This is a genomic window from Neptunomonas antarctica (assembly GCF_001305295.1).
GTDB classification, from domain to species: domain Bacteria; phylum Pseudomonadota; class Gammaproteobacteria; order Pseudomonadales; family Balneatricaceae; genus Neptunomonas; species Neptunomonas antarctica.
The window spans coordinates 29,992-43,611 of the sequence record NZ_LJSI01000035.1 but is presented as its reverse complement, the minus strand read 5'-3'; the positions used below and the strand labels follow the sequence as shown (position 1 = coordinate 43,611).

The 13,620-nt window shown below is 45.2% G+C and carries 16 protein-coding genes; 7 read left to right on the top strand and 9 right to left on the bottom strand.

Going from position 1 to position 13,620, the window contains the following annotated elements; all coding sequences use genetic code 11:
* Nucleotides 1-20: 20 nt before the first annotated feature.
* Nucleotides 21-590 (bottom strand): TetR/AcrR family transcriptional regulator, encoded by a 570-nt coding sequence (locus Nant_RS07995; protein ID WP_054341120.1) that lies wholly within the window; start codon nucleotides 588-590, stop codon nucleotides 21-23.
* Between the two features lie 104 nt (nucleotides 591-694).
* On the opposite strand from Nant_RS07995, the gene Nant_RS07990 reads away from it, so the two are divergent.
* A complete protein-coding gene (locus Nant_RS07990) occupies nucleotides 695-1,333 on the top strand; it encodes a glutathione S-transferase family protein (RefSeq protein WP_054341119.1) in 639 nt (212 codons plus the stop codon).
* Between the two features lie 49 nt (nucleotides 1,334-1,382).
* Here the strand turns inward: Nant_RS07990 and Nant_RS07985 are convergent, their stop codons facing one another.
* Entirely contained in the window at nucleotides 1,383-2,261 is an 879-nt protein-coding gene (locus Nant_RS07985) for a DMT family transporter (protein WP_054341118.1), read from the bottom strand.
* Between the two features lie 42 nt (nucleotides 2,262-2,303).
* Nucleotides 2,304-3,677 (bottom strand): DEAD/DEAH box helicase, encoded by a 1,374-nt coding sequence (locus tag Nant_RS07980; protein WP_238377094.1) that lies wholly within the window; start codon nucleotides 3,675-3,677, stop codon nucleotides 2,304-2,306.
* A gap of 297 nt (nucleotides 3,678-3,974) precedes the next feature.
* Between Nant_RS07980 and Nant_RS07975 the strand changes: the two genes are divergently transcribed.
* The 5 genes from Nant_RS07975 to Nant_RS07955 all read left to right on the top strand — a co-directional run bounded on the left by Nant_RS07975 (nucleotide 3,975) and on the right by Nant_RS07955 (nucleotide 7,101).
* Nucleotides 3,975-4,241, top strand: a complete 267-nt coding sequence (locus Nant_RS07975) for a hypothetical protein (protein WP_054341116.1) — start codon at nucleotides 3,975-3,977, stop codon at nucleotides 4,239-4,241.
* A gap of 232 nt (nucleotides 4,242-4,473) precedes the next feature.
* A complete protein-coding gene (locus Nant_RS07970) occupies nucleotides 4,474-4,926 on the top strand; it encodes an NfeD family protein (RefSeq protein WP_054341115.1) in 453 nt (150 codons plus the stop codon).
* A 98-nt stretch (nucleotides 4,927-5,024) separates the two neighbouring features.
* The gene (locus Nant_RS07965; protein WP_054341114.1) at nucleotides 5,025-5,879 is read left to right on the top strand and encodes an SPFH domain-containing protein; all 855 of its coding nucleotides are present in this window, start codon (nucleotides 5,025-5,027) and stop codon (nucleotides 5,877-5,879) included.
* 114 nt (nucleotides 5,880-5,993) lie between these two features.
* Nucleotides 5,994-6,215, top strand: coding sequence for a DUF1289 domain-containing protein (locus tag Nant_RS07960; protein WP_054341113.1), 222 nt, complete (start codon nucleotides 5,994-5,996; stop codon nucleotides 6,213-6,215).
* A gap of 145 nt (nucleotides 6,216-6,360) precedes the next feature.
* The gene (locus tag Nant_RS07955; RefSeq protein ID WP_054341112.1) at nucleotides 6,361-7,101 is read left to right on the top strand and encodes a glutathione peroxidase; all 741 of its coding nucleotides are present in this window, start codon (nucleotides 6,361-6,363) and stop codon (nucleotides 7,099-7,101) included.
* An 84-nt stretch (nucleotides 7,102-7,185) separates the two neighbouring features.
* On the opposite strand, the gene Nant_RS07950 is transcribed toward Nant_RS07955, so the two are convergent.
* From Nant_RS07950 to ectA, 5 genes are all read right to left on the bottom strand, one after another.
* Nucleotides 7,186-8,616, bottom strand: coding sequence for an aspartate kinase (locus tag Nant_RS07950; RefSeq protein ID WP_054341111.1), 1,431 nt, complete (start codon nucleotides 8,614-8,616; stop codon nucleotides 7,186-7,188).
* Between the two features lie 41 nt (nucleotides 8,617-8,657).
* Complete coding sequence (thpD, locus tag Nant_RS07945) at nucleotides 8,658-9,542, bottom strand: ectoine hydroxylase (protein ID WP_054341110.1); 885 nt, start codon at nucleotides 9,540-9,542, stop codon at nucleotides 8,658-8,660.
* Nucleotides 9,543-9,577: 35 nt separating this feature from the next.
* Complete coding sequence (locus tag Nant_RS07940; protein ID WP_054341109.1) at nucleotides 9,578-9,973, bottom strand: ectoine synthase; 396 nt, start codon at nucleotides 9,971-9,973, stop codon at nucleotides 9,578-9,580.
* A gap of 22 nt (nucleotides 9,974-9,995) precedes the next feature.
* Nucleotides 9,996-11,273, bottom strand: a complete 1,278-nt coding sequence (ectB, locus tag Nant_RS07935; protein ID WP_054341108.1) for a diaminobutyrate--2-oxoglutarate transaminase — start codon at nucleotides 11,271-11,273, stop codon at nucleotides 9,996-9,998.
* Nucleotides 11,274-11,335: 62 nt separating this feature from the next.
* Nucleotides 11,336-11,827, bottom strand: a complete 492-nt coding sequence (gene ectA, locus Nant_RS07930) for a diaminobutyrate acetyltransferase (protein ID WP_338011159.1) — start codon at nucleotides 11,825-11,827, stop codon at nucleotides 11,336-11,338.
* Nucleotides 11,828-12,126: 299 nt separating this feature from the next.
* On the opposite strand from ectA, the gene Nant_RS07925 reads away from it, so the two are divergent.
* Nucleotides 12,127-12,600, top strand: a complete 474-nt coding sequence (locus tag Nant_RS07925) for a MarR family winged helix-turn-helix transcriptional regulator (RefSeq protein ID WP_054341107.1) — start codon at nucleotides 12,127-12,129, stop codon at nucleotides 12,598-12,600.
* Nucleotides 12,601-12,666: 66 nt separating this feature from the next.
* Here the strand turns inward: Nant_RS07925 and Nant_RS07920 are convergent, their stop codons facing one another.
* On the bottom strand, nucleotides 12,667-13,611 hold the full coding sequence (locus Nant_RS07920; protein ID WP_054341106.1) for a cyclodeaminase: 945 nt from the start codon (nucleotides 13,609-13,611) through the stop codon (nucleotides 12,667-12,669).
* Between the last annotated feature and the right edge of the window lie 9 nt (nucleotides 13,612-13,620).

Genomic DNA, 13,620 nt, shown 5'->3' with positions numbered 1-13,620 from the left:
TGGTTTACCTTCTAGCTAACTCAGTTCGATTGAGTGGTGAGTGCAGCGTGGCATGAGTCGAGTAACTCGCTTGCTAATGTGTCGTCATTAAGTGCTCTGGAAATTGCCAGTCCACCAATCATCATAACGGCCTGTTGCATGCTTTTCTGTGTGTCGGCATAACCATTTTGTTGTTCCAGATGTTTTCCCAGATTGTTTACGAAGCCTTTAAATACGCGGGTATAGGCATTGCGCACTTGCTCGTCTCGCTGAGTCATATCCGTTGTTAAAAAGGCTAAAGGGCAGCGTAGAGTCTCTCCTTTACGGTGCTCCATGCTCAGGTAGGTCTTAATTATACTCTCCAGTGGTGGTACGTCAGGGTGGTCGGGATCAGTTCTGTGGCCTATTTCCATGGCCGCCGCCACAATTGATTCAGCATAGAGTTCTGCTTTCGAACTGAAATGCGTATAAAAAGCCCCGCGAGTGAGCCCTGCATGGCGCATAACATCATTAATACCAACATGATCAAAGCCGTTTTGGGTAAATAATTGAGCAGCGCTGTTGAGAATCTTTTGCCGGGTTTTAATTTTATGCTCTTGGCTCCAAGCCATGTTTATCTTCCTTTTAAAGTATGGCTGATAATCACAATATGTTCTTGAACATATTGTGATTATCTTTACATTAATATGTATGAAATTCATCAGGAGATTATTGCATGGACATGCAAGTACAGATTTTCGGAGCGTCGTTTAGTACGTTGGTACGCTCGGTTATGCTTTGTTGTGAGGAAAAAGGTGTTACCTATCATATAGGTATGGAAATTGATGGTCAGGAAATTAAGCGTAAAGGTGTTGATCATCTGGCATTGCACCCTTTCGGTAAAATGCCTGTATTAGCGCATGGCGCGCACCGCTTATTTGAAACAGGACCTATTTGTCGCTATATCGACGCATGTTTCGAGGGGCCGGCACTTCAGCCTTCTGATCTGTATCAGCGAGCCTTAGTTGATCAGTGGTCTCAGGCTATTTCATGCTATGTTGATCACACACTTGTACGCCAATACTTGCTTGAGTTTGCTTTTCCTAAAGGTGACAAGGGCGAGGTTCGCTTGGATAAAGTGGCTGAAGCAGAGCCGGAAGTAATAAGTATGCTGACTTTATTGGAAAAGCAGTTAGGTGAGCAGATATTTATTTGTGGTACGGATTACAGTATGGCGGATGCGCTGTTAACACCGATGTTGGATTATCTGGCGGCTTTACCACACGCCGATAGATTATTGCCACCCGACTCATTATTGACATCTTATATTACCAGAATGCGTCAACGACCTTCCGCTACAGCAGTTCTGAAATGAACAGTGGCGGCTCACGGGAAATAATAAATGCGGTGCTCGCCAGGTTTTATCAGGCCAGCATCACACAAGCGGCGCCCAGCATAATTAATGCTAAGCCCGATAGATCTCTGCGACTGAGCTTCTCTTTGAACCAGCGGGCAGAGATAAAAAGTGTAAACAGGACTTCAATCTGACCGAGTGTTTTGACCATCGCAACAGTTTCTAAACTCATGGCGGTAAACCAGCCGAGAGAACCCAGGCAGCTACAAAGGCTGATAGCCATAGTTAGTTTAGGGCGTTGCCATAATGCCTTGAGGGTAGAGGGTTCTTTTATGAGCAGCCATGCCAGTAATAAGATAGTTTGCGTACTAATAACGCTGAGCAATACCCAGGCTGCGCTGTAGGGAAACGGTAGATTAAGCATTAAACTGGCTTCCCTGACCCACAAAGTGGTGAGGGCGAATGCCAGACCGCTACCCAGTCCCAACGTGATGGTTTTGGGGGACAGGCTTGTTATTGAGCCGGTATTGCTCATCAGCCAAACCGCAATCGCGCCAATAATAACACCCGTCCAGGCGAGTCCGGATAAAGGTGCACTAAAGAAAAAAGCACCTAAGGTTGCGGCTATTACTGCTTCGCTTTTGGCTAAGCCGACGCCGATGGCATAATTTCGTAGTCTAAACAGCATTACCATCAATGCCGTGGCAATGATTTGGGAAACGGAGGCTAGCGCGATAGTGATAATATATTTTGAGGTTACTGTTGGCAGTGCAATAGGTTCGACTTGATACAGTCCCCATAGATACATCGCAGCGAGTGGGCTGGCATATAAAAAGCGTGCGAGGGTTACGCCGGCCGTGCTGACTTCTTTGCTTAACTTATTTTGAAACGCATTACGCCACGACTGCATGAATGCAGCGAAAATGGTAAAAGGAATCCACAATCCCATTAGCAATCCTTCCCTGACCCTGAGTGAGTGCCAGGTGAGCAGTTATTTTTTGAAAAGAGAGGGGCGTAATGCAGGCATTGTTGGCTGTTCCGCTTCAGGTGCCTGGTATTGATGCTTAGGCTTGGTGTTTTTCTTTTGAGGTACTTTGCTTTTTGAGGATCTTGGTTTGATAGGTTTGCCGTCAATTATCTTACCATTCTCTATAAAAGGTACCGGTTGTAGCGGTATTCTTTTATTAATTAACGTCTCTATTTCAGCGAGGTAGCATCGTTCATCCGGTGCAACTAAAGAGATTGCCTGCCCTGATGAACCTGCACGTCCGGTCCTGCCAATTCGATGCACATAAGCTTCTGGTTGATTAGGCAAATCATAATTTACAACACGGGGAAGTGACTCAATATCAATACCTCGTGCCGCCACATCGGTAGCGACCAGTACTTTTATCTCACCTGCAGCAAATGCCTTGAGTGCATGTGTACGCTCGCGTTGCAGTTTATCGCCATGAATGGCTAAGGAGCTGATATTTTCTGCTTGTAAAAATTCAGTGACCTGGTCTGCACGTATTTTGGTACGCGTAAAAACCAGGGTTTGTGTCCAGTTTCCTCCGCTAATCAGGTAGCTCAGGATCTCGGATTTATCTTGGTTATCTACTGCGTAAGCCACTTGTTTGACTTGGCTGGTGGTTGAGTTTCGTGTTGAAATGCTGATGCGCTTAGGCTCCAATAATAAAGATTCGGCTAATGTTTCGACGTTGTTGTTCAATGTGGCCGAAAACAGTAGTGTTTGTTTGTTTTTGGGAATAAACCTCAGAATTTTCTGAATATCATGGATAAATCCTAAGTCCAGCATGCGGTCTGCTTCGTCCAGAACAAGCACTTCGAGTTGTTCTAGTGAAAACTTTTTTTGCTCCAGCATATCTAGTAATCGGCCGGTTGTGGCCACTAAAATATCTGTGCCGCGTTTCATCTTGCGAATCTGGTTATCAAAACGAACACCGCCATAGATGGAGATAACGCGTACCCCCAGTGCCCGGCCGTATTGCATGGTGTGATCACCTACTTGCATCGCAAGCTCACGGGTAGGTACGAGTATTAGCCCTCGGATGTGATGATATTCCGTACCTTGTGGCGCGCTACCGAATTTTTCGATCATGGGCAGCGCAAAGCTGGCGGTTTTGCCGGTGCCGGTTTGCGCTTCAGCCATCAGGTCATGTCCCTGCAAAATCACAGGAATAGCCTGTGCCTGAATAGGGGTGGGCGTTAGATGACCTAACTCTTTCAATGTGAACAGTAGTTCAGGGCAGAGATTTAATTCAGAGAAAGAGGGCATGGGTTGTCCGGATAGAGGGCTAAGTAAGGACACTAAGTTTACAGGAATTACCGAAATTGAGCGATAGGCGAGGATAGTGGTTGACATGGGAAAGCATAATGTTTTGAATAGGCAATCACCGAAAGGTGATTAACTTTTAATCAGACTGTAAGTTAGACGCAAAATACGCGCTAATTTACTCAAGAATAGAAATTATGAACTACATCGACAGATGCCCGACAGTCCGAATTACCACCTCCAATATTCATTGGAAGTGTATTTTCGCTTGTCCGTTGGCCCTGTTCTGATTTTTTTGGCCGCGGATATCTTCGCGGCCGATGGTGTTCCCCTCTTTATACCTCCCTCGAAGATATCTCTGGCAGTTTTTAACTGAGGAGATAGATCATGACTTTATTAAGTTTGCTGGCAGTAGGATATAAAGCCCTGCAAAAACGTTTGGACCAGCAATATACCTATCAGTCTATGGAGCACCTGGATGAACGCTTGATGATAGATGTAGGAATGTGTCGTCAGGGAAACCGGATTGTAGCCTTACTGACAGAAGAAAGTGCTCTGTTGCCGTCGTCGTGTGCAGAAAAGACCGTTGCCGTGTATTCAGGATGCCCGGCGCACGCTGAACAATGCTGTTTACTGCAAGATAGCGGGGGGTAGATCTGGCCGCAGCAAAAGGCATTGCTGGTGGCCCTATTCAGTACGGACTTATGAGGAACATGGGTTCGCGCGTCCTGGCGAAGATAAAAAACGGGCTTCGCTAGGAACTTATTAACAACCGTTATACTCTAGTATTAATAGTGTAGTGAATGGTTGTTATTTTATATGCCCTTCGCTACGCGCTTCAATATTAGCTTCATTAACATACAGAAATAACAGGAGTTTTTGATCAATGGAGGTGACTCTGCTTTACTGGCATTGGCTGGTATTCGGTATGCTGTTAATGGCCGCCGAAATTTTTATCCCTAGTTTTACTATCTTCTGGTTTGGCTTGGGCGGCATAATCGTTGCCGGAATGCTATCCCTTAATGCTGATATCGCGTTGAGTTGGCAGTTGACCGTGTGGGCGGTGGCGTCGTCTGTCTTTGCCTTGCTATGGTTCCGGTTGTTACTCCCAAAAATGACTGATCGCACTAAAGCGGGTATTGCTCGTGAGGCGATAGCGGGCGAAACAGGACAGGTAATCAAAGCGCCGACTGAGCATTCGCGGGGAATAGTCCGTTTTACGACACCGGTATTGGGTGATGATGAGTGGGAATTTATTTGTAGCACGGATGTAGTATTAGGTGACCGGGTTTTTATCAAAGAGCTTTCTGGTAACACCTTGTTAGTTGATAAGCGTTAATTACATAGCGTCTCGATAGATGGATAGTGCAAACGATAAACGGCTATTTCACATGATTAATAGCTATATATAACGATAGATAAAGACAGGAATTTTTTATGGATGGATTAATAATCGCCGGCGTTTTAGTTTTTCTTGTAGTGCTTACGTTGGCCATGGGGGTGAAAACGGTACCACAGGGCAGCAAGCAGGTTGTTCAGCGCTTGGGTAAGTACCATTCTACTTTAGGTCCGGGGTTGAATATTATTATCCCTTACATTGATCAGGTCGCTTATAAAGTAACGACGAAGGATATCGTGATGGATATACCTTCTCAGGAAGTGATTACTAAAGATAATGCCGTCATTATTGCGAATGCGGTGGCTTATATCAATATCGTCGCACCTGAAAAAGCGGTATACGGTGTTGAAGATTATAACCTCGCTATCCAGAATCTGGTCCAGACATCGCTGCGTGCGATTATCGGTGAGATGGGGTTGGATGATGCGCTTTCATCGCGTGATCAGATCAAAGCGAAACTGAAAGCGGCTATTTCAGATGATATTTCAGATTGGGGTATCACGCTGAAAACCGTAGAAATTCAAGATATTACGCCCTCAGCAACCATGCAAAGCGCGATGGAAGAGCAGGCCGCTGCTGAACGCCAGCGACGTGCAACGGTGACGCGTGCAGATGGTGAAAAATCTGCAGCTATTCTTGAAGCGGAGGGGCGTTTGGAAGCCTCTAAGCGTGATGCCGAAGCACAGGTCGTATTAGCGAAAGCCAGTCAGATGGCGATTCAGAAAGTGACTGAAGCTATTCAGGATAATGAACTTCCTGTTATGTATATCCTCGGCGAGAAGTATGTCGATGCCATGGAGTCGATGGCTAAATCACCCAACGCGAAAACTATTATCTTACCTGCGGATATACCGGCTGCCATCCGTGGCATGATGGGCGGGTTTAAGAGATAGACTACGTAATCTATTTCTTAAACGAGTAGACAGTAAAGAGCTTGAGGTAATAAGCGCAATAAACATCATTGATGATTTATTGGTAAAAGTGCGCTACGGCGTACTTTTTTGTTGATGCGATATAATATGATTATGAATGATCTTGAAAAAATAAGTTCACCCTGTATCAGAAATTGCTGTCTTGATCAGTATGATATTTGTATCGGTTGTAACCGATCGTTACAAGAAATACGTGAATGGGCCGCTGCTTCCGCTGCTGAGAAACGCGCTATTTTAGTGAGGTCAGCGGTACGTGAAACCCGGCGACATAAGACTTTCACGTCGGATAAAAAATGACCACGTTAAATGTTACAGATATGAATTTTAATTCGATAGATTATCGCTATCACTCCCAGATAAAATTTTAATTTTGCTAATGAATAGTGCTTGGTTATAGTTCATCTCAACGAAACAGATAATTAACAAATCAGGAGATTACAGCATGTTAGATAATCGCGAAGGTCAGGCCGTGCCGAATGTTACTTTCCCTGCTCGTGTGGGTAACGACTGGGTTAAGGTTACAACTGATGAATTGTTTAAGGGTAAGAGTGTGGTCGTTTTTGCACTGCCAGGCGCGTTTACCCCGACATGTTCCAGTACGCATTTGCCGCGTTACAATGAATTAGGTCCTATTTTTAAGGCTAACGGTATTGATGACATTATCTGCCTGTCGGTAAACGATACGTTTGTTATGAACAGTTGGGCTGAAGACCAAAAAGCTGAAAACATCACTTTCATCCCTGATGGTAACGGTGAATTTAGTGCAGGTATGGGGATGCTGGTAGATAAAAGTGATATAGGTTTCGGTAAGCGTAGCTGGCGCTATTCGATGCTGGTTCGTGATGGTATTATTGAAAAAATGTTCATTGAACCTGACCTGCCAGGTGACCCGTTTGAGGTATCTGACGGTGACACTATGCTGAACTATATTAACCCTACAGCAGAACAGCCTAAGCGTGTGACGTTGCTGACTAAACCCGGATGTTCACATTGTACCCGTGCGAAAAAAGCCTTGCAGGCTAAAGGGTATAAGTACGAAGAGATTGAGCTGGGCAAGGGTGGTGTCAGTTTTTCTAGTCTGAATGCACTTTCGGGGCAGGGTACAACGCCGCAGGTCTTTATTGATGGGCAGCATGTGGGTAGTGCCGATGATTTGGAAGCGTGGCTGGCTGCTAACGCGTAAGAAAATCTATCTTTAGGGCTGATCTGAAGCTTATTTGACGCGATAAATTAATGCCCTCTTTAAGAGGGCATTTTTTATGTCTGATTAGGCGGCACTGCGGCGGATAACTTCGCCATGGTCTTCGGCCTCAATCAGGGCTTTATGTAGTACCTTGATGGCATTCTCGTAGTCTTTATCGGCAACAATACATTGCATTTCGACCTGTCGTTGGGTCTGGTGTAACGACAGGATGCTAATGTCAGCATTGGTGAGTGCAGATACGGTCTTGGCGAGCATACCTTTGACTTTGATATCAGATCCGATGGCCGATACCATTGCAATATTGCGAACAGCCACTTCGGCCGCAGGGTATGCTTCTTCAATCAGACGCACGGCTCGATTGATCTTCTTGCGATTGCCCACGGTAAAGTAGGTGATGCTGTTGGCGTCGGCTTCCTTGTTGACCAAATCCAATTTCAAATGGTGTAGCAGGCGCGTTATATTTATATCATGCTCAGACGTGCCCAACATGTCCTGATCGAACACTTCAATGCCAAAAACATCTCTTCGTCCAGCAATAATTTCCACGCACGGACGTGGGTTTTGATAGTCATTGCTGATCAATGTGCCATTGTGATCCGGTTCGAAAGTATTTTTAATACGCAGCTGAATACCTGCATGGCGTAACCCGCGCGCAGCTTTGGGATGTATGGCTTCCATACCAAGATTGGAGAGCTGATCCGCAACATCGAAGTTAGTCATGCCGAGCGTAATAACCTTATCTACGCCAACGATACGCGGGTCTGCACTGCTTAAATGAAACTCTTTATGAATAATGGCTTCGGCTGCACCGGTGACTGTGGCGATTTTTGAAAAGGTCATTTCACTGTAGCCGCGATCGAAGGTTTTCATCAGTCCTTCTTTGCAATGCGTATAGCCGGTGGTAATAACAATTTCTTTAGCCGGATTAACTTCGCTAAATTGTGTTTTGATCATCTCTTCAAAGGAAAGGGGAGCATCCAGATGCCAGCCGGTTAAATCTACCAGGCGAGCGTTAATGCCGTTTTCTTTGAGCAGAAGAACTGAGTTAAAGGCACTGTGCACTTCACCAATAGACGCCAGCATTTCGCGGACAGTCGCTAACTGGCTGTCTAGTTGAAAGTGACCATACAGGCAGAGGTCATGCAAACTTTGCATGCACTGATCCGCGCCCTTTATTCGCTCTTCAATAAAGTCATTGGCTTCTTGCAGGCTTTCACCCTGAAATATGGATTGGTTGATTTTTAATAAGTGCTGTTGAACATCGGTAAGGCGATCGCGCCAGGCATCAGCCTGGCTGGCTTCTGCAAAACAGCTATAAACCCCGGCGTCCCCCGATTTTTTATGCTCAAGCAGTAAATCAGTGACACCCGCATAAGCAGAGACAACAAAAATTCGATTATAGAAACTGTTATTACATTTATGTAGCCAAATGTTATTTAAAACATCCTGAACGCGACTCATGGAAGAGCCGCCTATCTTTTCGACAGTATGCATATGTAGTCCTGTAGTGCGGATATATGATGGGCTATGTAAACTTAAATAGCCTTGATATTGTTCCGTGTCGCTATAAATTCGGGTCTGGGTGGTTGAGCGCAGAAGGGGGTCGTTACTTTGTTATTCATATGATTGAAAACAAAGAACAAATTGCTACGAGGATCGGGTGTGATGTTACTGTTTGATCCGTGTAGAGTATTGCAATCGAAAAATAGAACGGAGCCTGCTTTGGCTTCTGCGCAATCAATGCCGTACTTCTGTGCCAAATGATTCAGGCTGGCATCGTCGGGTATGCCAAATTCTTGTTGTTTGAGCGATTGTAAGTAGTTATCTTTTGGTGTGTCGCCGATACAACTTAAGTACTCTTTATGCGAGCCGGGCATGAGCATCAGTGCGCCATTCTTGGCATTATTGTCGGTCAATAATATGGAGCAGCTAAGCGCGCGCATATGTGGCATACCATCTTCAACGTGCCATGTTTCAAAGTCGGAGTGCCAATAAAACTCTTTGCCTTTTAAGCCTGGCTTGAAATTGAGCCTGGACTGGTGAATGTAGACATCACCTCCTAAAATAAAACGCGCGATATCGGTAATGCGGGCATCTTTGGCAACGCTGGCAAACAGAGAGTGATTTTCATGGATCTGAAAAACGGAACGTAATGCACCGCTATTGGCTTCCGTTACTGCTTGTGGTGTCTTGAGCAGTGCTTCATCTTGTTCCAGTGTTTTTATAGCGTGTAAAAAGGCGGCTACTTCGTTCGGGCTAAAAAGATCAGGCAGGAGCATATAGCCCTGCCTTTCAAATTGTTCAAGTAGTTCGCTTGTCACCGGTGCATTCTCCGTTATCTCGGAATAAAGCACCGGGTCTTGTCTTGGGGTTATCGTTGCTTGCTGATCTTGCCTTGACGGGTAGGCATCATTAAGCATAGTTAACACTCCCTTGTATATTCAAAGATATCGGTTTATTCGACGATCTCAGCTTCCAGCGGGTATACGCCTTCTGCATTATGAGTTTCTTTACCATTGAGGGGCGGATTAAATACACAGGCCATTTTCATCTCTTTATTGGCGCGAAGCAGATGTTCATCGTGCTTGTCGAGAATATAAAGTGTACCTGCTTCGATCGGATAGATTTTGCCATCCGCCAGCGTTTCTATTTCGCCGTCACCGCTCATGCAATACACAGATTCGAGATGGTTTTGGTACCAAATATGCGTTTCTGTGTTGGCATAAATGGTGGTGATATGAAAAGAGAAACCCATGTTGTCATTTTTCAATAACATACGTGTGCTTTCCCAGTTATCGGCCTTGATAGTTCGGTCTGTATTTTCAATATCGTTCAGGTTTCTTACAATCATGTTGTTCTCCGATATTAAAATTTCAAGATGCTGCAGCAGCTTCTAAGCGGCCGATAACGTCAGTAAAGGCTTGCTCAAGCAGGCTAAGTCCGCGTTCCAGTTCTTCATTGGAAATCGTCAGTGGCGTAAAGCATTTAACAATCTGGTCACGGTTGCCGCAAGTTTCAATGATCAGCCCTTTTTCATAAGACGCCTTCACAATGTCAGCAGCTATTTGCTCAGAAGGACACTCAATTCCGCTCATCATGCAACGACCTTTCAGTTTTAGCGACTCAGGGCCAAAGCGGTCGATAATACGGCTTAGACGTTTTCTGAGAAGTTTACCTTTTGCTTTAATGTCATTAGAAAAAAGGTTATCGGTCCAGTAAGCGTCAATGGCTGAGGCGGCTGTCACGAAGGCATGGTTGTTACCACGGAACGTGCCGTTATGTTCACCGGGTGTCCAGACATCCAGATCTTTATGGAAAACAGTAAGCGCCATAGGAAGACCATAACCGCTTATTGATTTAGACAGTGTGATGATATCAGGTTTAATACCGGCCTCTTCAAAGCTGAAAAAGTCGCCTGAACGTCCGCAACCTGCCTGGATATCATCCACAATCATCAGCATATCGTGACGATTACACAGTTCACGTAAATCTTTTAGCCATTGAGCAGACGCGACATTCAATCCGCCTTCACCCTGAATCGTTTCAAGAATCACTGCCGCAGGTTTGTCGATGCCACTGCTAGGATCGCTAAGAAGTTTGTCGACCATCGCAATGGTGTTAGTTTTTTCACCAAAATAGCCATCAAAAGGCATGCGTGATACGTCGTTAAGCGATACTCCAGCGCCGCCACGGTGATGTTGGTTTGCTGTACAGCTGAGTGCGCCTGCTGTGCAGCCATGAAAACCATTCGTAAAGGCGATAATATTTTTTCGCCCTTTAACTTTACGTGCAAGTTTTAAAGCGGCTTCTACAGTATTCGAGCCTGTAGGTCCGGTAAATTGTATAACGTAGTCATTAAAACCGCGTGGTTTAAGAATCGTCTTATGAAAACGATCTATAAAATACTCTTTGGCACTGGAATACATGTCCAGACCCTGAGTCAGGCCATCTGCCTCAATATATTCAAGTAATGCCTGCTTTAAAACAGGGTTGTTATGGCCGTAATTAAGTGAGCCTGCACCTGCCAGAAAGTCTAAATATTCAGTGCCGTTTTCGGCTGTCAACGTTGCGCCTTTAGCCTGTTTAAACACGGCAGGGAATGAGCGACAGTAACTTCTTACGCCAGATTCATGTTGTTCGAAAGTATTCAAAATAATCTCCTATACAGATTCAGTAATAAAACGTTGCCGTTGATGGGGGTCAGTGCTGGCGACTAGTCAGGGCCGCCACGATAAAGCACTTCATCCGGATGTTTGTTGGCAAAGTGTGTTTTCCGACTAAATCGAACTGTTTTTTCAACCATCATGTTTTGTGATTCGAAAAAGCGCTTGAACAAATGTTCTGAAGCGGTATTTCCAGGGGAAATAGTGGTTTCCAGATGGCTGACGTTTGTCTGGCGTTCAAACAGGTCTGACAGCATTTGTCGAGCCAGGCCTTTTCCACGCCACTTTTCATCGAGTGCAACCTGCCAAACAAACAGTGTTTCTGGTCGCTGCGGCGGTAAGTAGCCGGAAATAAAGCCAACAATTTCATTATCGGGCGTCACGGCTACGATAGATGTATCCGAAAAATCAGAACATTGTAATAAGTTGCAATAGCCGGAGTTAGTGTCGAGCGGCGGACAACGGCCGATCAGTTCATTAACAGCCATGCCGTCTTCGGCTAACGGAGAACGGAAGTTCAAATCAGTTAAATTCATAGCCATGGTGTATTTGGCTGACGAGGTACGAAGGTTTACATTATTTAAATACATAGCTCTTCAAATATTTAGTGATACGATGGGAATTATCTTAACATAAATCGTTAGGCTCTGCTTAAATTAGTTTTATTAGGGGCTTTTATGCGTTTTTTAGATAATTTTATGAGTATTTACACTGTATTATATTTCGTATATCGATAGTTATCATGTGCTCTATAAGGGAAGTGCTCGCTAAATCTCTCTAAAAAGTCCGGTCTATTGAGGTATAATATGTCCTTTTATTATCTTAAATATTTAGTGATGCTATGAATAAAATCCATGATGTATTGGTGTTATTAAGACAAATCATTCGAGCAACGGATATTCAGGAAAAACACATCAGCCGCAGTACGGGTTTAACTTTGCCGCAGTTGATGGTGATGCAAACCTTGCGTATTCATTCATCCCTGACAACGGGTGAACTGGCAAAAGAGATGGGGCTTGCGCAAGCCACGGTGACCAGCATTCTGGATAGGCTTGAGAAAAAAGAGATGATTGGCCGAGAGCGAGGTAAAGAAGACAAACGTAAAATGTGGGTTTATCTGACAGATGCTGGCTTGGAGTTGATGAAGGCGGCGCCTACTACCCAGCAGGACCTGTTTGTGCGGCGTTTTGACGATATGCAAAGCTGGGAGCAATCTACGGTACTGGCCAGTTTAGAGCGGATTGCTTATATGCTGGATGCCCAGCATATTGATGCGGCGCCGTTGCTGGGTATTGGTCAATTAGACAATGAATAGTGCTTGGTGCAGGAAAAGAATGAAGGAGCTTTCCTGCCTGCAGTCGCTCACTTGTAGTAGAGCGCTCTAGTGATCTAATAATGACGCCGTATAATTGGCGATCGCCGTATCCTGAACGCCGGTTCCGGTCAGGTCACAAATCGTGATTTGCGAGGGATTGCTGCGTAGTTGAGTTTCTTCAGCAATCAGGCTGCCAAGTTCATAAATAGGGTTAGGAAACGTTCCGGGATAGTGGTTAAGTTCACCTATGGTTTCTGACTGGCTGCGTCGGTCGACAATCATCAAGTCGGCATTGCTCAGTATTGAAGACTCCAGCTCCTGTTTGTGATTATTGTCTGAACCCATAGCGGTAACATGGGTGCCTGCTTTCAGGTCGTTCCAGTGCAGTACCGGTGTAGTAGAGGGTGTGGTTGTGATGACGATATCAGCCTCAGAGCAAGCGCTATGGGCACTATTGTGAATCTGCACCGGCAGGTCGTACATCTTTGCCATTCTTGCTTTATAGGTTTGCATCTTGTCGTTGCTACGGGCAAAGATATGCACCTGACGAATATCGCGGACCAGCGTAAGTGCTGCTACTTGCAGTTCTGCTTGCATACCGGAACCTATGACAGCGACCGATGTGGCTTCTTTGCGGGCCAGGTGTTTTGCTGCAATAGCGCCGGCCAGTGCTGTGCGAATATTAGTCAGGTAACCTTCATCGAAAAGGATTGAATCCACTATCCCCGTTTTTGCTGAAAACAATACCATCAGGCCGTTGAGGCTAGGCAGCCCTAATTTAGGGTTATCAAAAAATCCGGGGCTGATTTTAATAGCAAAGCGTTCTTTGCCACGAATATGCGCGGTCTTAACATCAACCTCTCCATTACTTTCGACAATATTCATGCTTAATATTGGCGGCATAGTGACTTCATCCCGGCCCAGCGCGGCGAATCCGTCTTCAACGGCGGCCAATGCATCCTGATCGAGGCATGTAACAGCGCTAATCTGATTCTTGTCGTAGATATTCATATGGCCTCT